Source organism: Bacillus sp. AFS015802 (assembly GCF_002561455.1).
GTDB lineage: Bacteria > Bacillota > Bacilli > Bacillales > Bacillaceae_B > Rossellomorea.
In genome coordinates, this window is record NZ_NTUP01000014.1 from 193447 (window position 1) to 214931 (window position 21485).

The 21485-nt window shown below is 46.7% G+C and carries 21 protein-coding genes; 20 read left to right on the plus strand and 1 reads right to left on the minus strand.

The features are described 5' to 3' along the window. Positions 1-48: 48 nt before the first annotated feature. The 10 genes from CN378_RS11275 (at position 49) to trxB (ending at position 9422) form a co-directional block, all read left to right on the plus strand. A complete protein-coding gene (locus CN378_RS11275) occupies positions 49-1236 on the plus strand; it encodes an ATP phosphoribosyltransferase regulatory subunit (protein ID WP_098351992.1) in 1188 nt (395 codons plus the stop codon). Continuing rightward, positions 1233-1856 (plus strand): ATP phosphoribosyltransferase, encoded by a 624-nt coding sequence (gene hisG, locus CN378_RS11280; protein ID WP_098351993.1) that lies wholly within the window; start codon positions 1233-1235, stop codon positions 1854-1856. The genes CN378_RS11275 and hisG overlap by 4 nt, the downstream gene beginning before the upstream one ends. A gap of 171 nt (positions 1857-2027) precedes the next feature. Next, the gene (gene hisD / locus CN378_RS11285) at positions 2028-3302 is read left to right on the plus strand and encodes a histidinol dehydrogenase (RefSeq protein ID WP_098351994.1); all 1275 of its coding nucleotides are present in this window, start codon (positions 2028-2030) and stop codon (positions 3300-3302) included. A gap of 56 nt (positions 3303-3358) precedes the next feature. After that, complete coding sequence (hisB, locus tag CN378_RS11290; RefSeq protein ID WP_179884882.1) at positions 3359-3943, plus strand: imidazoleglycerol-phosphate dehydratase HisB; 585 nt, start codon at positions 3359-3361, stop codon at positions 3941-3943. A gap of 3 nt (positions 3944-3946) precedes the next feature. Continuing rightward, positions 3947-4582, plus strand: coding sequence for an imidazole glycerol phosphate synthase subunit HisH (gene hisH, locus CN378_RS11295; protein ID WP_098351996.1), 636 nt, complete (start codon positions 3947-3949; stop codon positions 4580-4582). Continuing rightward, positions 4579-5313, plus strand: coding sequence for a 1-(5-phosphoribosyl)-5-[(5-phosphoribosylamino)methylideneamino]imidazole-4-carboxamide isomerase (gene hisA / locus CN378_RS11300; RefSeq protein ID WP_098351997.1), 735 nt, complete (start codon positions 4579-4581; stop codon positions 5311-5313). The genes hisH and hisA overlap by 4 nt, the downstream gene beginning before the upstream one ends. Next, a complete protein-coding gene (gene hisF / locus CN378_RS11305; protein WP_098351998.1) occupies positions 5307-6065 on the plus strand; it encodes an imidazole glycerol phosphate synthase subunit HisF in 759 nt (252 codons plus the stop codon). Before hisA ends, hisF begins: the two co-directional genes overlap by 7 nt. Next, on the plus strand, positions 6062-6691 hold the full coding sequence (gene hisIE / locus CN378_RS11310; RefSeq protein WP_098351999.1) for a bifunctional phosphoribosyl-AMP cyclohydrolase/phosphoribosyl-ATP diphosphatase HisIE: 630 nt from the start codon (positions 6062-6064) through the stop codon (positions 6689-6691). Before hisF ends, hisIE begins: the two co-directional genes overlap by 4 nt. 122 nt (positions 6692-6813) lie before the next feature. Continuing rightward, the gene (locus tag CN378_RS11315) at positions 6814-8325 is read left to right on the plus strand and encodes a tetratricopeptide repeat protein (RefSeq protein ID WP_098352000.1); all 1512 of its coding nucleotides are present in this window, start codon (positions 6814-6816) and stop codon (positions 8323-8325) included. Positions 8326-8474: 149 nt separating this feature from the next. Then, positions 8475-9422 carry a thioredoxin-disulfide reductase gene (trxB, locus tag CN378_RS11320; RefSeq protein WP_098352001.1) on the plus strand — a complete coding sequence of 316 codons (948 nt, stop codon included), beginning with the start codon at positions 8475-8477 and terminating at the stop codon, positions 9420-9422. A 53-nt stretch (positions 9423-9475) separates the two neighbouring features. On the opposite strand, the gene CN378_RS11325 is transcribed toward trxB, so the two are convergent. Beyond that, entirely contained in the window at positions 9476-9628 is a 153-nt protein-coding gene (locus CN378_RS11325; protein ID WP_098352002.1) for a Fur-regulated basic protein FbpA, read from the minus strand. Positions 9629-9800: 172 nt separating this feature from the next. Between CN378_RS11325 and CN378_RS11330 the strand changes: the two genes are divergently transcribed. From CN378_RS11330 to CN378_RS11375, 10 genes are all read left to right on the plus strand, one after another. Then, the gene (locus CN378_RS11330; RefSeq protein WP_483295080.1) at positions 9801-10139 is read left to right on the plus strand and encodes a DUF3870 domain-containing protein; all 339 of its coding nucleotides are present in this window, start codon (positions 9801-9803) and stop codon (positions 10137-10139) included. 243 nt (positions 10140-10382) lie between these two features. Next, on the plus strand, positions 10383-11318 hold the full coding sequence (gene glaH, locus CN378_RS11335; protein WP_098352003.1) for a glutarate dioxygenase GlaH: 936 nt from the start codon (positions 10383-10385) through the stop codon (positions 11316-11318). 27 nt (positions 11319-11345) lie between these two features. Continuing rightward, positions 11346-12563: an L-2-hydroxyglutarate oxidase gene (lhgO, locus tag CN378_RS11340; RefSeq protein ID WP_098352004.1), complete on the plus strand. Its 1218-nt coding sequence runs from the start codon at positions 11346-11348 to the stop codon at positions 12561-12563. 195 nt (positions 12564-12758) lie between these two features. Next, complete coding sequence (locus tag CN378_RS11345; RefSeq protein ID WP_257141103.1) at positions 12759-14189, plus strand: sigma-54 interaction domain-containing protein; 1431 nt, start codon at positions 12759-12761, stop codon at positions 14187-14189. A 308-nt stretch (positions 14190-14497) separates the two neighbouring features. Beyond that, positions 14498-15646: an acyl-CoA dehydrogenase family protein gene (locus CN378_RS11350; protein WP_098352006.1), complete on the plus strand. Its 1149-nt coding sequence runs from the start codon at positions 14498-14500 to the stop codon at positions 15644-15646. Positions 15647-15701: 55 nt separating this feature from the next. Beyond that, positions 15702-17336: a long-chain-fatty-acid--CoA ligase gene (locus CN378_RS11355; RefSeq protein ID WP_098352040.1), complete on the plus strand. Its 1635-nt coding sequence runs from the start codon at positions 15702-15704 to the stop codon at positions 17334-17336. Further along, positions 17317-18198: a 3-hydroxyacyl-CoA dehydrogenase family protein gene (locus tag CN378_RS11360; protein ID WP_098352007.1), complete on the plus strand. Its 882-nt coding sequence runs from the start codon at positions 17317-17319 to the stop codon at positions 18196-18198. Before CN378_RS11355 ends, CN378_RS11360 begins: the two co-directional genes overlap by 20 nt. A 39-nt stretch (positions 18199-18237) precedes the next feature. Then, the gene (locus CN378_RS11365) at positions 18238-19092 is read left to right on the plus strand and encodes a 3-hydroxyacyl-CoA dehydrogenase family protein (RefSeq protein WP_368731159.1); all 855 of its coding nucleotides are present in this window, start codon (positions 18238-18240) and stop codon (positions 19090-19092) included. A gap of 17 nt (positions 19093-19109) precedes the next feature. Continuing rightward, positions 19110-20258 (plus strand): acyl-CoA dehydrogenase family protein, encoded by a 1149-nt coding sequence (locus tag CN378_RS11370; RefSeq protein ID WP_098352008.1) that lies wholly within the window; start codon positions 19110-19112, stop codon positions 20256-20258. Positions 20259-20280: 22 nt separating this feature from the next. Further along, entirely contained in the window at positions 20281-21468 is a 1188-nt protein-coding gene (locus CN378_RS11375) for a thiolase family protein (RefSeq protein WP_098352009.1), read from the plus strand. Positions 21469-21485: the final 17 nt, after the last annotated feature.

The following is a 21485-nucleotide window of genomic DNA, read 5'->3' on the forward strand; positions in this document are numbered from 1 at the left end:
CCCCTTTCTGGGAAAAATAGACGAATTAATACGCCAAAGGTGGTTCTTATGACTAAGTTATTTATGTTCGAGAAGCCATTGGGAATGAGAGATACATTTCCTGATTTATATGAAATCAAAGACCAGACGAAAAAGAAAATGGAGCAGGCCATGAAGCTGTGGGGCTACCGGTTCATTGAAACCCCAAGCCTTGAATATTATGAAACGGTCGGAGAAGCCTCGGCAATCCTCGATCAGCAGCTATTCAAGCTACTGGATCAACAGGGCCACACACTCGTATTAAGGCCCGATATGACCGCGCCGATCGCCAGGATTGCCGCGTCAAAATTATTGAAGGATGAAGCGCCTCTGAGACTTGCTTACTCTAATTCAGTCTTCCGGGCCCAGCAGCGGGAAGGCGGGCGGCCCGCGGAATTCGAACAGGTCGGGATTGAATGCATCGGGGACGATTCCGTCAGCGCCGATGCCGAAGTGATCGCCCTGATGGTATCCGTACTGAAAGAAGCGGGGCTCGAGAACTTCAAGATCTCCATCGGCCATATCGGATTTGTCCGTGAGCTGTTCACTCAAATCGTCGGGACGGAAGAACGGGCGGATACGTTAAGAAGATACTTATATGAGAAGAATTATGTGGGCTACCGACATCATGTCGATGAACTGGCCCTTTCGTCCATTGATAAGCAGCGGCTTTTCCGGTTCCTGCAGCTACGCGGATCCGAAGATGTCCTAAATGAGGCCCATGGTCTACTTGAAGGAGAAAAAGGACTGCGGGCATTGGAACAGCTGAAAGATTTGTGGAGTATTTTAAAAGACTATGAAGTCGAGCAATATGTGAAATTCGACTTGAGCCTGGTGAGCCACATGAGCTATTATTCCGGGATATTATTTGAAGTGTACGGGGAAAATGTCGGCTTTGCCATCGGAAACGGAGGACGCTACAATAAGCTCCTCGAAAAGTTCGGGAAGAATTCCGGGGCCACGGGCTTCGGATTACGTCTAGATTATGTACTGGAAGCCCTGCAGGTTGAATTATCCTCCACTCTTCAACAGTGTGTGCTGTTCAGTGATGAGCGCAGGAAAGAAGCGATCGGCCTCGCACGTGAGCTGAGAAAGGAAGGAGTCGAGGTTGTGCTTCAGAACTGGAAGGGCGTAGGAGATGTGGACGAATTCACGAAGGGGTTCAGCAATGTCCATTTCGTTGTGGGACAGGATCGAAAAGGCGGTGAAACATCATGAGCGGTTTGACGATTGCCATGCCTAAAGGCAGGATATTCGAAGAAGCAGTGGAACTATTAAGGAAGGCGGATTATAATCTGCCGCCTGAATTTGATGATTCGAGAAAGCTCATCATCGAAGTGCCCGAGGAGGACCTGCGTTTCATCCTCGCCAAGCCCATGGATGTTCCGACCTACGTGGAGCATGGGGTTGCTGACTTGGGAATTGCCGGAAAGGACGTCATGCTCGAAGAAGAAAGGGATGTCTACGAGCTTCTTGATTTAAAGATCAGTGGATGTTACCTGGCGGTAGCGGGGCTGCCGGATACGAAAATGAGCGATGTGGCACCAAAGATCGCAACCAAATATCCAAATGTCGCTTCCTCCTATTTCCGTGAGCAGGGTGAGCAGGTGGAAATCATTAAGCTGAACGGTTCCATCGAACTGGCCCCACTAATCGGACTGGCCGACCGGATCGTCGATATCGTTTCGACGGGGCGGACGCTGAAAGAGAACGGACTGGTGGAATACGAAACCATCGTCGGCATCACCTCACGCCTCATCGTCAATCCCGTCAGCTACAGGATGAAAGACGAAAAAATCGAAGACCTCGTCACCCGCCTCACACGCATCATCGGGTAAGAGGGACGGACCTCGCCTGAAGGGGTCCGGAAGTATGAGTTTACAAATGTTTGCGGCGTTATCGGGCCGGATGCTCGTTGGAAATCGAGGTCCGTCCCTCCAAATAGAGATTACATAGGGGGAAAAGGGCTGCAAAGCAGGTCCGTCCCTCACTGAAGGTTGGTGAATGTGATGAAGATTATCAGTGATATAGGCGGGGCGTCGATCAGGCGCTCTGTGGATAGTGGAACGGAAGAGCAGCGCAGGGCGGTCCAGGGGATCATTGCTTCTGTGCAGAAGGATGGCGATGCAGCGGTCCGGGACTATACGGAGACATTCGATGGCATCCGATTAGAGAATTACAAAGTGTCCGAGAGTGAGATAGAGGAGGCGTTCTCGTCCCTCGATCCGGAGATGATCTCGATCATTGAAGAGGCGGCAGAGAACATCCGTGACTTTCACGCTCAGCAAAAGAGGTCCTCATGGTTCACAACGGATGAGGACGGCACGATGCTCGGTCAGAAGCTCACGCCCCTGGATTCGGTTGGCGTGTACGTACCGGGTGGGACGGCAGCTTATCCGTCCTCGGTCCTGATGAATGTCCTTCCGGCAAAGGTAGCCGGAGTCGGACGGATCACGATGGTTTCCCCTCCCGGTAAGGATGGACGTTTATCTCCAGGCGTACTTGTGGCAGCAAAAGTGGCGGGCGTGGAAGAGATCTTTAAAGTTGGCGGCGCCCAAGCCGTAGCCGCACTCGCGTATGGAACGGAATCCATCACGCCTGTGGATAAAATAACGGGACCGGGAAACATTTACGTCGCCCTGGCCAAACGGGAAGTATTCGGCGATGTGGATATCGATATGATCGCCGGTCCGAGTGAAATTGTGATCCTGGCCGATGAGCATCAGCGTGCCGATGAAATCGCCGCGGATCTTCTCTCCCAGGCAGAGCATGACGTGTTTGCTTCAGCGGTACTCGTCACGGATTCATCAGCGCTTGCCGAGGAAGTGTCCGCTCAGGTGGAACGCCAGTTGACGACCCTCCCCCGGGAAGAGATCGCCCGACAGTCCATCACCGATTTCGGTACGATCTATGTGACGAAGGACATGGAAGAAGGGATCGGAGTGGTCAATCAGCTTGCCGGGGAACACGTAGAAATCCTGACCGAAAAGCCGTTTGAAACGATGGCGAAAATCCGTCATGCCGGAGCGATCTTCCTTGGACGACACAGCTCGGAGCCCGTCGGGGATTATTTCGCAGGACCGAATCACGTCCTGCCGACGAACGGGACCGCCCGTTTCTCAAGTCCATTGAACGTGGATGAATTCATGAAAAAGACGAGTGTCATTTCCTATAGTGAAACAGCACTGCAGAAAAACTATGAAAAAATTGCGAAGCTTGCCCGTTTAGAGGGATTAGAAGCCCATGCAAGGGCAGTGGAGATACGATTCGATAAAGAGAAATAGAGAAGAGGGACGGAGCTCACAGAGGTCCGTCCCTCCAAAAAAAGGAGGACATCATGGTGAGAAGTGCAGAGATTGTACGTAAGACGAATGAGACAGATATCCGGTTGAGTTTTGGCATCGATGGGGAAGGGAATTCGAGGATCGAGACAGGGGTCCCGTTCATGAGTCATATGATGGATCTGTTCACGAAGCATGGACAATTCGATTGTACGATTGAGGCAAACGGGGACACGGAGGTCGACGATCACCACACGACAGAGGATATCGGGATCTGCCTTGGACAGGCATTGCTTGAATCACTCGGAGACAAGAAAGGCATCAAGCGGTATGGATCGGCCATGGTCCCGATGGATGAAGCCCTCGCCCAGGTCGTGGTGGACCTGAGTAACCGCCCTCACCTTGAATTCCGTGCAGAACTTCCGAGTCAGAAAGTCGGGACCTTCGATACGGAGCTTGTTCACGAATTCCTTTGGAAGCTTGCCCTGGAAGCGAGGATGAACCTTCATGTCATCGTCCACTACGGTCACAATACGCATCATATCATTGAAGCGATCTTCAAAGCACTGGGACGTGCCCTGGATGAAGCGACCACGATCGATCCACGTGTTAAAGGGATTCCATCGACGAAGGGAATGTTATAATTCATGATCGGCATTGTGGATTATGGAATGGGGAATCTGTTCAGCGTCAGTAAAGCACTGGAGCGATTGAACGTCCCTTATTTCATCAGTGATGTACAAGAGGAGTTATTGAAAGCGGACGGATTGATTTTACCTGGAGTCGGGGCATTTAAAGACGCCATGAATCTTCTCGAGACGACCCATTTGAAAGAAACCATCCTCACGTTCTCCCAAAGCGGGAAGCCGCTTCTTGGCATTTGTTTGGGGATGCAGCTCCTGTTTGAAGAAAGCAGGGAGAATGGGACAACCAAAGGATTGGCTCTGCTGCCCGGGGAAGTGCTTCACATCCCGAAACAGGACAGTCAGGGAAATGCCTATAAAGTTCCCCACATGGGATGGAATCTGATCCGCTTCCAGGAAGATTCCCCCCTTTTACAAGGGTTGACCGAGGGCTATGTGTACTTCGTTCATTCTTATTATGTGCACGAAGGATCACAAGACGTGGTTGTGGCAAGCGCTGATTATGCAGGAGTTGAAATACCGGCCGTCGTCAGCCGTGACAATATATACGGCATGCAGTTTCACCCGGAGAAAAGCGGGGAACTGGGGATGCAGCTGTTAGAAAACTTTACAAAACGGGTGAAGGAGAGGGTCTCATGAGTTTTACGATCTATCCTGCCATCGATATGCGGGGCGGAAAGTGCGTACGATTGGTGCAAGGGGACTATAATCAGGAAACGGTTTACGGTGACTCCCCGTACCATATGGCAAAGAAATTCGCCGATGAAGGGGCCGAGTGGATTCATATGGTGGACCTAGACGGGGCCAAGGAAGGCTCCCGGATCAATGATGAATTCGTGATTGCCGTTGCGGAAAAACTCGATGCAAAGGTACAAATCGGTGGAGGTATCCGTACAAAAGAGGATATCGAGCACTATTTAAACCGGGGTGTCGACCGGGTCATCATTGGCAGCATCGCCGTTTCCGACACTGAGTTAGTAAAAGGATGGCTTTCAGAATATGGTGATAAGATTGCCATCGGGCTCGATGCAAAGAATGGCTATGTGGCGACTCATGGCTGGTTGGAGACGTCTGGCCTCAAAGCGGTCGACCTTGGAAAAGAGCTGGCTGAAGCCGGTGCGGAAACATTCATATTCACCGATATTGCCACAGACGGAATGCTATCTGGTCCAAATGTTGAAGCGGTTGTCGAGCTTGCCGAAAAAACAGGAAAATCAGTGATTGCGTCTGGCGGCATTAGTTCACTGGAGGATCTGAAAACGTTGAAACAATACGAAAGCCGGGGCGTTTCCGGAGCCATTTGCGGAAAATCCCTTTATACCGGGAAGTTCACGGTGAGTGAGGCTGTAAATGAGGTGAAATCATGTTAACGAAACGGATCGTTCCCTGCCTGGATGTGAAGGACGGCAGGGTGGTAAAGGGAATTCAGTTTGTGGAACTGCGTGATGCGGGAGATCCCGTCGAACTTGCCAAAGTGTATGACGAGCAGGGGGCGGATGAACTGGTCTTCCTCGATATCTCCGCCTCACACGAAGGCCGCAAAACGATGGTCGAAGTCGTGCAGCACGTGGCAGCGGAATTGGCGATCCCGTTCACGGTCGGCGGCGGGATCAATTCAGTGGAGGATATGAAAGCGATCCTGCGCGCCGGTGCGGACAAGGTTTCCCTTAACACGGCAGCCGTGCTGCGGCCCGGGCTTGTCCGTGAAGGAGCGGATTATTTCGGTTCACAATGTATCGTCGTGGCGATCGATGCCAAATATGATGAAGAGAGTAAGGGCTTTAAGGTATACACCCATGGGGGCAGAAAGCTGAAAGACCTCGATGCCGTTGAATGGGCGAAGGAAGTCGAGTCCCTCGGTGCCGGGGAAATCCTACTGACCAGCATGGATAGTGACGGAGAAAAGCAGGGGTTCAATCTGGCACTGACAAAGGCAGTCAGCGAAGCGGTTTCGATACCGGTGATTGCATCCGGCGGCGCAGGAAATGCCGGTCACTTCAAGGAAGTATTCACAGAAGGCAAAGCCGATGCGGCCCTTGCCGCCTCCATTTTTCACTATAAAGAAACAAGCGTTGAAGAAGTAAAAAGCTACTTAAGAGAGCAGGAGGTGCATGTACGATGACAAATGAAGATTGGATCGCATCCGTGAAGTACGATGATAAAGGATTGGTACCTGCCATCATCCAGGACGCTTCGACAAAAGAGGTTTTAACACTGGCATACATGAATGAAACGTCTCTTAAGAAGACGGTGGAGACGGGAGAAACGTGGTTTTACTCCCGTTCACGCCAGGAGCTGTGGCATAAAGGGGAAACAAGCGGGAACACCCAGACCGTCAAAAACATCTCATGGGATTGCGATCGTGACGCCATCCTGGTTCTTGTCGATAAAAAAGGACCTGCCTGTCATACAGGTGAAGAAAGCTGCTTCCATGAAGGGGTGTATGGTGAGGAGAGGTCCTCAAGGGAAAACATCCTCCTGACCCTTGAGAAGCTTATTGAAAATCGCGAAATCGAGCGGCCTGAAGGTGCCTATACGACATACCTTTTTGAAGAAGGCGTCGATAAAATCCTTAAAAAAGTAGGCGAAGAAGCATCAGAAGTGATCATCGCCGCCAAAAACAGGGACAGTGAAGAACTGAAATGGGAAGTCGCAGACCTCTTCTACCACGTCCTCGTCCTGCTGAGGGAACAAAAACTTCCACTCGAAGAGGTGTTAGGTGTCCTCGTGGAACGTCATAATAAATAACATCCGGAGGGACGGACCTTGCGCACGCGCAAAGGTCCGTCCCTCAAAATATGGTAGTTTAGTACGGGGGTATTGTATGATATACTACTGTAGTTATACTATGAACGTTTCGGAGGACTTTGATGAGAAAAGGGTCAAAATTAAGTAGTGAAGAAGCGAAAGTGTTGTCTTTTGTCCCGACTGGAGAGTATTACTACAACAAAGGGATGAAAGCTTATCAACGTCGTGAGCTTAAGAAATCATTAAAATATTTAAATAGAGCATTTCAATTAGAACCGATCGAACCGATGATTGCCTGTCAATTATCGATTGTGTATACAGAGCTTGGTGAATACAAGCGTTCCAATGATTTATTGCATAACATACTAGAGGATCTTGATCCCCATATGACGGAGTGCCATTATTTCTTGGCCAATAACTATGCCCATCTTGGCTTATTTAAAGAGGCGTACGAACAGGTTTCGACATACTTGAATAAAGAAGAATATGGTGAATTCGTCGAGGATGCCGAAGATTTATTGGAGCTTCTGGAACTCGATTCCGACCTGATTGTGGACGATTTATATGAGCATGATGAGCTCATCGTCCAGCAGGAAAAAGCAAGGGAGCTTCTCGAATCCGGTCATTTCCAGAAGGCTGTGGATACCTTGCAGGGAGTCATAAGGGACTATCCGGAATTTTGGTCCGCTTATAACAATCTTGCCCTGGCCTACTTCTATCTGGGGGAAGTGGATAAGGCGTCGGAGACCTTGGAAGAGGTGCTTGAGAAGAATCCGGGAAATCTCCATGCCCTGTGCAACACAGCGGTCTTTTATTTCTATCAGAAGCGCCATGACGAGCTTGATGAATTGATTCAGGGGCTTGAGAAGGTCCGTCCCCTGCTTCATGAGCACCGTTATAAGCTCGGGGCGACGTTTGCCCTGATCGGTCATTCGAAGAAGGCGTATGATTGGTTGAAGTATCTTCAGAAGATCGGCTTTGAAGGGGATGCGAGCTTTTATTACTGGCTGTCCTATTCTGCCTATGAAACGGGACACGGGGATACAGCCCGCTCAGCGTGGAAAAAGGTATTGGAAATCAATCCTGAAAAAGAAGGGCTGGAGCCTTGGAACGATAAGAAAAAGGCAGAGGGCTTTGAAAATCATGTCACATCGATTTTAAAAAAGCTTCAAAGCGACTATACGGAAGAGAAATTATTCGGGCTCTTCCTGACGTCCATCTCTGATAATCAACGGGCTATCCTCACGCACGCAGACTTTTGTGATGTTGAGGAACTGTCGATTGTCGAGAAGGTTTATCTCGCCCAGGTATTGAACAGTCACGGGAACAGCGCAATCAAAGTGAACCAGGAGATCCGGAATATGCATGAGGTCGCCCTTCACCTTTATGGGAATCACCGTCCGATCACCAGCGTGGAATCAGGTCTGTTCCTTACATGGTTCACGATTGCCTACCGGGGGATCAAGGAAAGGGAAACCTTCAAGAACGCCAAAGCCTTCGCAGCGGCAACCGAATTTGTCTGGAATCGTCTCCGGAATGAAAAGGTGACGAAGAAAGAGCTTTGCGATCGGTTCAACTTATCCACAAGTACGCTGACAAAATATATAGCGGTCGTGGAAAGCTACCTGCCTTGAGCATATTTTTGGACGATGCGCCCCTATTTTTTATAGGATGGATGTAGGAAGTAAATACTATGGATGGAAGGCTCCCTGAGCACTTATTTCGCTTGCTATCCATACGATTGAAATAAAGCTTACGACTGTTTTCGGAAGGAGAATGTCTGATGTCTGAAGAAAAAATCTATGATGTAATCATTGTAGGAGCAGGCCCTGCAGGTATGACTGCAGCCGTTTATACGTCCCGTGCCAGTCTTTCAACGCTGATGCTTGAAAGAGGAGTGCCGGGCGGGCAAATGGCGAATACGGAAGAAGTGGAAAACTATCCTGGCTTCGACCATATCCTGGGACCTGACCTTTCTAATAAAATGTTCGACCATGCGAAGAAATTCGGTGCGGAATACGCGTACGGAGATATCAAGGAAATCGTCGACGGTGAGGATTTCAAAATCGTCAAGACCGGTTCCAAGGAATTCAAAGCACGTGCCGTGATCATCACAACGGGTGCAGAATATAAGAAAATCGGTGTCCCTGGGGAAAAAGAACTTGGCGGACGCGGAGTATCTTACTGTGCCGTGTGTGACGGAGCATTCTTTAAAGGAAAAGACCTCGTCGTCGTCGGCGGAGGGGACTCTGCCGTGGAAGAAGGGGTTTACCTGACAAGATTCGCTAACAAAGTGACCATCGTTCACCGCCGTGATGAGCTTCGTGCCCAAAAAATCCTGCAACAGCGCGCGTTTGATAACGAGAAAGTGGATTTCATCTGGAATCACACCATAAAGGAAATCAACGACAAAGACGGTAAAGTGGGAAGCGTGACCCTTGTATCCACTGAAAACGGGGAAGAAACAGAGTTCAAGGCGGATGGCGTCTTCATCTACATCGGAATGCTTCCGTTGACGAAGCCGTTTGCAAACCTTGGAATAATCAACTCCGAAGGATACATCGAAACGAACGAGCAAATGGAAACAAAGGTTCCTGGAATCTTTGCTGCCGGTGATGTCCGTGAGAAACAACTCCGTCAAATCGTGACAGCGACCGGTGACGGAAGTATCGCCGCTCAAACGGCTCAGCACTATATCGAAGAGCTGAAAGAAAAAGTCAAAAACGGTTAATGTAAGAAAGCCTTACGAAAGGGATTCCTTTTGTAAGGCTTTTTTTGTATGCTTCAATCCTTCTTATGCTTGTTAAACACATACACCAACTCACTCAGCGTCAGCTTCTTCAAACCTTCATCACATGGCTTGTAAACACCCGCTTCTACCAACCGACGGATAAACTGCTGCCTCTGCCGTTCAACGGCTTCACGCAAAAATGGCATATGTGTTCACTCCTTTTGGATTCTTATTGATAGTGTAAGGGGAGTGGAATGGGAAAACATCTACTTTGTTAGTTTTTCTTCCAGAGATAAAGGGATTAAGAATACAGTGCCGAATCCTTTAATAAGGAAAGTTAACATATGTTTATTAGCATACGAACAAGGAGGTCTCGCATTGAAAAAAACAGTCATGCTGGCTGGCCATGCCAAGCTGCCCCAGGGGATGGCCGCAAGTGACATTCATCAAACATTAACGATTACATTAGAGACGGATTTAACATACTGGGTGATTCTCGATGCATCCTGTACACTTGCGACCGGTCATGCCCAAAAGTTCTTGGATCAATTACTGAAAGGACATAGTTTGCTTGATGGTCTTGAACCTATCATTGAAGAGATTGAGGGACATTACCACGGCAAAGCCCAATCGGCACTGGTTGCTGCCGTAAAAGATGCTTATAAACAATATCTTTACATCAATCAGAAAGAAAAATTAGAATTTTCTAATAAATAATTGACAAAGCTCTGATGGTTTAATACACTATAGTTATCAGATTACTCCTAGGAAGGTTCCCCTTCCATGATCAGTAATTTATTTCACTAGCCATAACTAAAATTAACTGTTAAGCCTATCGGACTTCCTGTCAGAAGCCGTAAGTAGGCCGTAGCCAGTTATATCATATTCTTTGCATACGTGTGTGCAAGGATTGATATAGCTGGCTATTTTTATTGCTTAAATGAAAAAGGAGGAGAAAACATGAACGTGATTCAAGAGGGTTTAAAATCTTTTACGGGTAAATACGATACATTTGAGGTGAAGGAGCATCCTTATCATCATCGCCTTTACTCCATCGAAGTGGGTAACGGAGTACTTCGCACATTTTTGGAACAGAATCAGGATGTGAATGCTCAGCAGTTGGAATATGTCCCATATATGAGATTGGTGTTGGCTGAACGGCTGCAGAAATTGGCAGGTGAAACGTTTGTAGAAACGATCCGTTCCATTTTACATGATCGAACATCAGGAGGATTCACCATTGGGATGCAGAACCAAACGGTGTCTGATCAAGATTATGTTAAATTCTCCACAGCCCTTACCCATCTGGTAGGGGGAGTCAACTTCGATGCCATGTCCAGCACCTACTACGCAAGGTTTAATGTAAAAGACACGGACAGCAGCGATTCATACCTGCGCCAGGCTTATCGTTTATTCACATTGCATACTGATGGTACGTTTGTGGATGAGCCGACGGACTGGCTGTTGATGATGAAATTCGCTGAAGAGAATGCCGTTGGAGGAGAATCCCGGTTGCTTCATTTAGACGATTGGGAGGACCTAGATCGTTTCTCAAACCATCCCTTGGCGACGGCGCGAATTGAATACAAAGCACCTTCAAGTAAAAACGTAAGTCAAACGGTCTACAATCAAACCTTCTATGAACAAAATGGGAAACCCTGCATCTGCTTCATTGACCAGTTCGCTTATCCAGCAACGTTAGAACAAGCAACGTATTTAAAAGAACTTTCCGACTCCATGGAGAACAGTGCCGCTACAATTGCACTGCCCCTGCCGATAGGTGACATCGTGATGATCAACAATCATTTCTGGCTCCACGGAAGAGCAGCATTTGAAAAAAATCCAAGTTTATACCGTGAATTATTAAGACAAAGAGGATACTTTGCAAAAGTCTGAGAGCAGCTGCCATTAGGAGGGAAAAGAATGAAAGATATCATTGTCATTGGAGGAGGCATTGTTGGTTTATCAACAGCCTTCTCATTAAGCAGGCGTTTCCCTCATGCGAATCTTGCTGTGTTAGAAAAGGAAAGCGCCTGGGCCCGGCATCAAACCGGGAATAATAGCGGCGTCATCCATTCCGGGATCTATTACAAACCAGGCAGTTTAAAAGCAAAGTTTGCAACGGAGGGAAGCAGACAAATGATTCAGTTCTGCCGGGAACATGGGGTGGATTATGATCAATGTGGCAAGGTGATTGTGGCTACGAAACCATCTGAACTGCCGCAGCTTGAAAATTTGTTCCAACGCGGGATGGCAAATGGGCTGGACCTTTCGCTGATTGGTGAGGAACAGATTAAGGAAGAAGAACCTTATGTGAAAGGAATAAAAGCGATAAAGGTACCCCAAGCGGGTATTGTTGATTATAAACAAGTCTGTGAGAAGATGGTGCATGACTTAACGCAACGTGGAGCAGAGCTGCATTTAAATACAGAAGTCAAACAAGTGATGGAGCATGACCACAACGTTGAGATCGTAACAGACAAAAAGACTTTTCAGACAAAATATGTAGTCAATTGCACGGGGCTGCAAAGCGACCGGGTGACAAAGATGGCCGGAGTAGAAATAGATTTGCAGATCATTCCCTTTCGAGGGGAGTATTACGAATTAATACCTGAAAAGCATCATCTAGTAAAAAATCTGATATACCCTGTGCCAAATCCTGATTTTCCATTCCTGGGCGTTCATTTTACAAGAATGATCGGGGGAGGGATCGAAGCGGGTCCGAACGCTGTGCTCAGTTTGAAAAGGGAAGGGTACAAAAAGACGGATTTCGATGTGAAGGATCTTTCAGAAGTGATGACATATAAAGGATTCTGGAAGCTGGCCTCAAAGTATTGGAAAGAAGGCGCCAAGGAAATGTGGCGATCCTATAGTAAGAAGGCATTTGTCAAAAGTCTTCAGGAACTGATTCCTTCCGTTCAGGAAGAAGATCTTGTACCGGCCTCATCCGGTGTGAGGGCGCAGGCCCTTCAATCAGATGGAACATTGGTCGACGATTTCTTCATTGTTCCAGGTAAACGAAGCATTCACGTCTGCAATGCCCCCTCACCGGCAGCCACTGCATGTTTCCCTATAGGAAAAGCCATTGCTGATAAAGTGCCTGAACTTGAAATGAGTCCAAGGGTTTTTATCCATTCTTAATCCGAGACTCCTAAACGCAGGGCCCTATTATATAATGGGGTCCTGTTTCTCTTTCCCGCCTTCATCCTTTCTTCCTATATGCCATTTCTCATAGATTGATCGAAACGGGAGGTATTTTGGGATTTTTGGAGAAATAAGAAGAAATACAACTAAGTTTATCGAAATATACGTGTCAATTGAAAGGTGGAGGCTGTCGTGAGTACGGAATTATCCGAATTAGAACAAGTCACACAGGAATTAAAAGAGCTAAGGACGTTGAATCGTGAACTAGAGGCAATTATTGAAAGCTCATACGATGTCATCTACATTACGGATAAAAATGGAGTGACCCTTAAAACGAACTCTGCAATAGAACGGATTACAGGTATCCCAAAACAATATTACATAGGTAAAAGTGTGGATGCTTTGATGAAAAGGGGAATTCTAAAGAGTTCCGTCACCCAGAAAGTAATCGAACAAAAGAGGTCTGTTTCTACGATTCAATATAATTACTCAGGGAAAGAAACCCTGATCACCGGTAATCCAGTCATTAATGATGATGGCGAAATAGAAAAAGTAGTCACCAACATACGGGATTTATCAGAACTGAATGAGTTGCAAACGGCATTAAAAAAGGCGAATGAATTAAATGACAGCTACAAAAAGGAAATTGAACGATTAAAAGGGGTAACCAAAAGAGATGGAGATGTGGTGATTGCAAGCCATCAAATGAAGCTGATTTATGAGATGGCAGAACGCATTGCCGATGTAGATGCCACAGTATTGATTTTAGGGGAAACGGGTGTGGGGAAAGACGTATTGGCTAAATTTATTTATAGCCAAAGTATAAGGGCTAAGCAGGGGGAGTTCATTAAACTTAATTGTGGGGCCATTCCTCCCGATCTTTTAGAGTCAGAGCTATTCGGATATGAAGGCGGGGCATTTACAGGGGCGAATGCAAAGGGAAAGCAGGGGATGCTCGAGCTTGCGGATAACGGGATTCTTTTTCTGGATGAAGTGGGTGAATTGTCGCTGGCACTGCAAGTGAAACTCTTAAGGACGCTTCAGGAAAAAGAGATACGTCGAGTGGGGGCCACTAAATCAAAGAAAGTAAACGTACGGATCATTGCCGCCACGAATCGTAATTTAAAAGAGATGGTGCAAAATGGTGAGTTTCGGGAAGACTTGTATTATCGATTAAACGTGATCCCTATAGCAATCCCTCCGCTGAAGGGGAGAAGAGATGATATTCTGCCACTGATTCAACTATTTTTACAGCAGACGAATCACAAGTACGGGAAAGATAAAACAATCGATGTAAAACTGAACGATTTCTTTTACCGCTACAATTGGCCCGGAAATGTCAGGGAACTCTCTAATCTGATCGAACGGATGGTACTCACCACTCAAGGGCAGGAATTAACCGTACGGGATCTTCCTATAGAATATAAAGAATCCAACAATTCAAGTTTGGTATTTACAGAGCTGATGACACTAAAAGAAGCGGTGGAAATAGCGGAAGAAAAAGTGCTTTCGCTTGCTGTTAATACATGTCATACCACATATGAAATAGCAGAGGCTTTAGGTACAAGTCAGCCTACAATAGTTAGAAAATTGAAAAAGTATAAATTAAAAATAAAAGAGTAGAAATCGTTTTAGGGTGCTCCAACTCTTTTAAAAAAGATATAGGGCAATTCAAAGATTAGTAAGTTCTTTGAATTGGCCTTTTTTGATAAAAGGTATGGGCATAATCATCATTCGATTCAAAAATAAATCAAACGATACACAATTGAATCAAGGAAACAGCAACTTTTCCTCTAAACGGTTTATTTCGATTCAAAATTGAATCTTTTCGGTTTTACGTTTGAAAGAGTCCGCTTAAAGCAGCGATTTTAAGAGTTGGCACACTTCTTGCAAATATAAAAGTGAAACTTGTTGAGGAAGGAAGATGACCAATGACGGTAGCATTAACAGAAGAAATGCAGCAAATGAAAAGTATGATTCGTAATTTTGTAGAAAAAGAAGTGGAACCATATGCACAGCAAATCGAAGAAGAAGACGCGATTCCCGATCATTTAGTAGAAAAGGCAAAGGAGTTGGGTCTGTTTGGGATCAGCATCCCCGAGGAGTACGGTGGAATCGGATTAAATACAGTAGAAAAGGCCAATGTACTTGAGCAATTGGGAAGGACTCATAACGGGTTTGTTTCCTTAATAAGCGCGCATACAGGTATCGGAAGCACGGGACTTGTGAAATTAGCATCAGAGTACTTGAAGAATAAATATTTACCTGACATGGCTGCGGGTAATAAGATCGGTGCGTTTGCCTTATCAGAACCCGGCGCGGGATCCGATGCGACGAATTTAGCAACGAGGGCAGAGAAGAAAGGCGATTATTGGGTAATGAACGGCACCAAACATTTCATTACCAACGGTCCGATCGCCGATGTATTTACCGTATTTGCTTTAACGGACAAGGATAAGGGAGCGAAAGGCGGAATAACCGCTTTCTTATTGGAAAAGGATTTCCCTGGGTTGATCATTGGGAAAAAAGACAAAAAGATGGGTCTGAGAGGTTCATACACGTCTCAAATCATCTTTGAAGATTGTATCATCCCCGAAGAAAATGTCATCGGTGAAGTGGGGATGGGATATATGTCAGCTCTAAAAATATTGGGAGAAGGCCGTGTTGGCTTAGCTGCCAGAGCAGTCGGATCATGTGATAAGTTAATTGAATTATCAGCGGGGTATGCCAAAGAGCGTATTCAGTTCGGTAAGCCGATCGCTGATAATCAAGCGATTCAATGGATGCTCGCAGACATGGCAACAGAAACAGAAGCGGCAAGGACGTTGACCATGATGGCAGCAGAAAAGATTGATGAAGGCAAAAAAGTGGTGAAAGAGGCCTCGATGGCCAAATTATTTGCGTCGGACGTATTTAACAGAGTAGCCGACAAGGCCGTTCAGATCCACGGTGGGATGGGATATGTATCCGACTATCCGGTGGAACGTTTTTATAGAGATGCACGTATTACAAAAATTTACGAAGGAACAAACGAAATTCAACGTTTGATCATTGCCCGGAACGTTTTACAGGAGTGTTAAAAAAGCCAGTCTCTATGTGATATAGAGCTGAATGAAAGAGGAAGGTGAAATCTCTTTGCAAAACTTATTAGATCGGCCGTGGAGTAAATTTTATCCAACCAATAAGGAGTTTCAAGTGCCGGAAATTCCCTTGTATAGCATTTTGGAAAAGTCAGCGGAACAATACGGAGAGCGTACAGCCATCATCTATGAACATCAAAAGATGACCTATCGTGAACTAAAGCATCGAGTGGATCGCTTGGCGGCATCCTGGAGAAGTCTCGGCGCAAGCAAAGGGGAACGGATCGGCCTCATGCTCTCGAATCACCCTGATTATATCATTTCCTATTATGCTGCTCAGGCACTTGGGCTGATTGTCGTACAGATTAATCCAATGTATACGGCCAGAGAACTCCTCCAGCTGGTAAGCGATTCCCAAGTAACCTATCTAGTCGTGGATCCGGGGGCAATCCAAGCTGTTAAGGAAGTATCCGGAATTTATACATTCCGTCATGTCTTTGTCTCACAATCGGAAAAAAGTGACGAAGGCTCCGGGTTTCACAGCTTAGAAGAGTTAAAACATTCCTCCCATTCCCTGGATAAGCCCGCTCCTGTATCAATCCATGATGATGTAGCGGTTATCCAGTACACCGGAGGGACGACCGGAAAGATGAAGGGAGCGGTTCTGACCCACTACAACCTGATGGCCAATGTCGTTCAAAGTCAATATATGTATGGCGGGAACATGCTCCTGGGAGAGGAAGTCGTATTGACTGCGACACCACTGTACCATGTGTATGCCATGACAAGCGCCATGAACCTTGGGTTGTACATCGGGGGGGCGGTGCTCCTGATCAAGAAATTTGAAATAGAGAATGTGTTGGAGAATATTCGCGAATACCGCCCCACTTACTTTCCCGGGGTCCCAAAAATGTACAGTGCATTTGTGAATCATCCTGGAGTAGAGGACTACGGGTTGGACTGTATTAAACTATGCTCCTGTGGGTCTGCCCCTCTTCCAATTGAAATTATTAAACGTTTTGAGTCTTTAACGGGATCAGCCATATTAGAAGGGTTTGGCTTGTCTGAAGCGTCTCCATCCACTCATCGCAATCCCACTACCGGTGTGAGGAAGATAGGGAGTATCGGAATTCCGGTGCCGGGTACAGATTGTATGATCGTGGATCAGAATGGGCAGGAATTGCCGGCCAATTGTGTGGGGGAATTACTCATTAAAGGACCCCAAATCATGAAAGGCTATTGGAACAATGAGACGGAAACGAGTCGCTCCTTACGGGACGGATGGCTCTTCACAGGTGATTTGGCCACCATGGATGAAGAGGGTTACTTTTACATTGTCGGAAGAAAGAAAGAAATGGTGATTGTAGGCGGGTTCAACATTTATCCTCAGGAAGTGGAGAGTATCTTGTATGAACATCCCCATGTGAAGGAAGCGGCTGTTGTCGGAATTCCGGATCAAGCCAGCGGAGAAATTGTAAAGGCATACATTGTTCCCAAAGATGATTGTCAAGTGGATTTAGAAGAAATCAAAGGTCATTGTTATATGAAGCTAACACGTTATAAAGTGCCAAAGGAGTTTGAAATAAGGGAGTCGCTCCCTCGGAATACAGTCGGCAAGCTGTTAAAGAGGCTGTTGGTTCAAGAGGAACGAAACAAGGAGGAGAATAAGCGTGCAAATGAGCGAGATTAAAACAATAGGTGTCGTCGGGTCTGGCGCAATGGGATCACAAATTGCCATGGTGTGTGCCTTGGGCGGGTATTCGGTTATTCTGCATGACGTGAGTGATGAAAGTCTTACAAAGGCCAAACACTCTCTGCAAGGCCATATGGATAGAAGGATCCAAAAAGGTAGATTAACAGAAAAAGAGGTGGGGGACGCCTTTAGCCGAATGATGTTTTCCTCTTCTTTGGAAGATCTTCAGCAGGCGGATTTTGTGATTGAAGCAATCGTCGAGAAATTAGAGGCTAAACGGGAACTCTTTGCAAAACTGGATCAGATCGTTCCAAAGCATGCCATCCTGGCAACGAACAGCTCAACCATTGTCAGTTCGAAGATTGCCGATGTGACAAACAGGCCAGAAAAAGTGTGCAACGTACATTTTTTCAATCCGGCCCTGGTGATGGAGCTGGTCGAAGTGGTACGGGGACCTCATACATCTGATGAGACAGCGGAACTTGCAGTGGAGGTAGTCAAAAAGATTCAAAAAGTACCTGTTCTTCTAAAAAAAGAGATTTCAGGATTTATTGCCAACAGGATCCTGGGAAAATTAATGGATGAAGCCGTGTATTTATTGGAAAACGGATATGCAGATCATGAAGAAATCGATCTGGTATGTACAAAAGCGTTAAACCATCCGATTGGCCCTTTTGCCCTCATGGATTTGACAGGCATTGATGTAAATTATTTTGTGCGGATGCAAAGATATCAAGAAAGTGGAAAGGAAGCCGACAAGCCGGCTCAGATCGTGCAGGAGAAAGTCCAAAAAGGGGAATTGGGACGGAAAACAGGAAAAGGATTTTACACCTACGACCATTCTAGCGTCCGGGTATAAGCCAGAAGAAAAATTCAAAAACGGAAAGGGGGCGTGAACATGATCAAGCACGTTGCCATCATCGGTGCGGGAACGATGGGGCGGGGGATCGCTTACACGTGCGCAGCGGCCGGACTATCGGTTGCCGTACAGGATATTCATTCTCATACCCTTGAAGCATGCAAAGAGTATATAGACAGCCAATTTCAAAAAGCAGTACAAAAAGAATTCCTGACAGCCGAACAGGCAAACGCGTATGGCCAAGGCATTATATATACGACACATCTTCAGGAAGCGGCTGAACAAGCTGATTTAGTCATTGAAGCGGTTCTTGAAGTAATGGAATTAAAGGTCGGGATTTTTAAGCAATTGGATGAATACGCGCCTAAGCATGCCATCCTGGCAACCAATACTTCTACCATGAGTCCAACTGAGATTGGAGCTCAAACGAACAGACCTCCTCAATGTATCGCCCTTCACTTTTTTAACCCCGTTCCAAGAATGAAATTAATTGAAGTGATCTGTGGATTGGAAACATCCGAAGATACGGTGGCTAAAAGTTTTCAATTCGGAGAAACCATCGGGAAAGAATGTGTCAGGATCAACGAATTTCCCGGCTTTGCCGTCAGTCGCATGAATTGCTTGATCGGCAACGAAGCGATGAAGATGGTAATGGAAGGCGTCGGGAGTATCGAGGACATCGATAAAGCGATGAAGCTGGGACTGAACCATCCCATGGGGCCTTTGGAGTTAGCGGATTTAGTCGGATTGGATACGAGGCTCCGTAATATGGAGTATCTCTATAAAACACTGGGTGAAACCTATCGTCCCTGCCCTATTCTGACAAAGTATGTGAAAGCGGGAAGATTAGGCAGGAAAACGGGCAGAGGTTTCTACGAATATAGCAAACAATAGTGAAAGAGGTGAACAGGATGGACTTTCGTCTAAGCGAAGACATTCAATTTTTGAAAAAAGGTGTACGTGATTTTGTCCAAACAGAAGTAGAGGCTGTGGCAATGCAGATCGAACAAGAGGATAAAATCCCCGACCGGATCAAAGAAATGTCAAAAGAACTTGGCCTGTTCGGATTAAGCATTCCGGAAGCCTATGAGGGGCTTGGCATCGGGATGGTGGGAAAATGTGCACTATATGAGGAAATTGGAGCTACACACAACGGTTATACCACTCTGATCGGGGCTCATACGGGGATCGGGACGGTCGGTATTGTAGAAATGGGCAACGAGGAACAGAAGCGTAAGTACTTGCCTGCCATGGCAAGGGGTGAAAAAATCGGGGCGTTTGCGCTGACTGAGCCTGGTGCAGGTTCTCATGCCACGAATCTAAAGACATCGGCTGTAAAAAAGGGAGACAAGTACATCTTAAACGGTACGAAGCATTATATTACAAACGCGACAGAAGCGGATATATTCACGGTGATGGCTGTGACAGATCCGGATAAGGGTGCGAAGGGCATTACATCCTTCATTATAGAAAAAGATTTCCCGGGGTTTCATGTCGGGGCAGTGGAGCGGAAGATGGGGCTCAGGGGATCCCATTCAGCTGAAATCATTTTAGAAGATTGTGAAGTACCTGTTGAAAACGTATTGGGAGAAGAAGGACAGGGATATGTTAACGCACTAAAAATCCTGGCGAACGGGCGTGCCGGATTGGCAGCCCGAAATCTTGGTTCGTGTCAGAAACTTCTGGATTTAACTGCAACGTATGCGCAGGAACGGATACAATTTGATGTTCCCATTTTTGAACATCAAGCCGTATCTCATATGATAGCTGAAATGGCGGTGGATGTTGAGTCACTGCGGTCATTTACATATCGGGTAGCCTGGATGGTCGATGAAGGGATGAGAGTGATAAAGGAAGCGGCCATGCTGAAACTCTTTGGTTCAGAAGTATACAATCGCGTGGCCGATAAAGCTGTTCAAGTTCACGGAGGAATTGGGTATATCGCAGATTATCCGATTGAGCGTTTTTTCAGGGATGCCAGGATCACAAGAATATATGAAGGAACATCTGAAATTCAGAAAAATATCATAGCTGGACAATTAAAGAAAGAGTATAGCTGACGACAGCAGAGGGAGAGAGAAGATGGAGGAAGAGATTGTCATTGTGAGTGCTGTCCGGACACCGATCGGACGCTATGGAGGCGCGCTGAAAGATATCAGCTCGGGTCATCTAGCGAGTCTTGTGATAGAAGAGGCGATAAGAAAAGCCGATATCGCGGCTGAGCAGGTCAGTGAAGTGATTCTGGGAGAGGTAAGGCAATCAACAGAATCCTCGAATGTTGCGAGAGTAGCGGCATTAAGGGCAGGAATACCGGAGACTTCACCGGCCTTCACCGTCAACCGATTATGTGCATCCGGCATGCAGGCCATCGCCTCAGCTGTCCAACAGCTGGAATCCAATCATGGGACAATCGTCGTGGCAGGCGGAACAGAAAGTATGAGTCGTGCACCTCTATATTTGAGAAATACCCGTTTTGGGGGAGACCGGTCCATCCTGGTAGATTCCAATACAGAAAATGGGCAGCAGCCACAAGAAATCTATGGACACAGACTCGGGATGGGAATCACGGCGGAAAATGTTGCGGAAAGATATCATGTTTCAAGAGAAGATCAGGATGCCTTTGCAGTAGAAAGTCAAGAAAGAACGGCTAAAGCAATGGAAAGAGGAGCATTTGAAGAGGAAATGGTCCCGGTTACGATCCAGCATAAAAAAGGAACTTTCACGATCGATCGCGACGAGCATCCCCGCCCGGAAACAACCATTGAAAAATTGTCTGGTTTAAAGCCCGCTTTCAAAGAAAATGGAACGGTCACAGCCGGCAATGCCTGTGGTCGAAATGACGGGGCTTCGGCATTGGTGTTAATGAAGAGAAGTGAAGCCTTACGATTAAACATTAAACCGCTTGTGAAGGTAGTCGATTGGGCAACGACAGGAGTTTCTCCCGAAGTGATGGGGATCGGTCCGGTACCGGCTGTAAGGAAACTACTGCAAAGGACAGGTAAGGCAGTAGAAGAGATCGGGCTTTTTGAACTGAATGAAGCCTTTGCTTCACAGGCGTTGGCTGTCATCCGCGAGCTGAACCTGGATGTAAACAAAGTGAATGTAAACGGAGGGGCGATTGCCCTTGGTCATCCTGTGGGAGCAACCGGGGCCCGTATCGTCACCACCTTATTACACGAGATGATCAAGCGACAGGAAAGGTATGGTATTGCCACTCTTTGTGTAGGTGGCGGACAGGGGATGGCCATTATGATTGAGACCATTTATTAGATTCAATAAGGAGAGGA

Bases quoted from the DNA above. Each gene is read 5' to 3' on its own strand.
- hisIE (WP_098351999.1), top strand. From the start codon at position 6,062: ATGACAAATGAAGATTGGATCGCATCCGTGAAGTACGATGATAAAGGA.
- CN378_RS11275 (WP_098351992.1), top strand. From the start codon at position 49: ATGACTAAGTTATTTATGTTCGAGAAGCCATTGGGAATGAGAGATACA.
- glaH (WP_098352003.1), top strand. From the start codon at position 10,383: ATGAACGTGATTCAAGAGGGTTTAAAATCTTTTACGGGTAAATACGAT.
- hisA (WP_098351997.1), top strand. From the start codon at position 4,579: ATGAGTTTTACGATCTATCCTGCCATCGATATGCGGGGCGGAAAGTGC.
- CN378_RS11325 (WP_098352002.1), bottom strand. From the start codon at position 9,628: ATGCCATTTTTGCGTGAAGCCGTTGAACGGCAGAGGCAGCAGTTTATC.
- CN378_RS11350 (WP_098352006.1), top strand. From the start codon at position 14,498: ATGACGGTAGCATTAACAGAAGAAATGCAGCAAATGAAAAGTATGATT.
- CN378_RS11365 (WP_368731159.1), top strand. From the start codon at position 18,238: ATGATCAAGCACGTTGCCATCATCGGTGCGGGAACGATGGGGCGGGGG.
- trxB (WP_098352001.1), top strand. From the start codon at position 8,475: ATGTCTGAAGAAAAAATCTATGATGTAATCATTGTAGGAGCAGGCCCT.
- lhgO (WP_098352004.1), top strand. From the start codon at position 11,346: ATGAAAGATATCATTGTCATTGGAGGAGGCATTGTTGGTTTATCAACA.
- CN378_RS11370 (WP_098352008.1), top strand. From the start codon at position 19,110: ATGGACTTTCGTCTAAGCGAAGACATTCAATTTTTGAAAAAAGGTGTA.
- hisF (WP_098351998.1), top strand. From the start codon at position 5,307: ATGTTAACGAAACGGATCGTTCCCTGCCTGGATGTGAAGGACGGCAGG.
- CN378_RS11375 (WP_098352009.1), top strand. From the start codon at position 20,281: ATGGAGGAAGAGATTGTCATTGTGAGTGCTGTCCGGACACCGATCGGA.
- hisH (WP_098351996.1), top strand. From the start codon at position 3,947: ATGATCGGCATTGTGGATTATGGAATGGGGAATCTGTTCAGCGTCAGT.
- hisG (WP_098351993.1), top strand. From the start codon at position 1,233: ATGAGCGGTTTGACGATTGCCATGCCTAAAGGCAGGATATTCGAAGAA.
- hisD (WP_098351994.1), top strand. From the start codon at position 2,028: ATGAAGATTATCAGTGATATAGGCGGGGCGTCGATCAGGCGCTCTGTG.
- CN378_RS11315 (WP_098352000.1), top strand. From the start codon at position 6,814: ATGAGAAAAGGGTCAAAATTAAGTAGTGAAGAAGCGAAAGTGTTGTCT.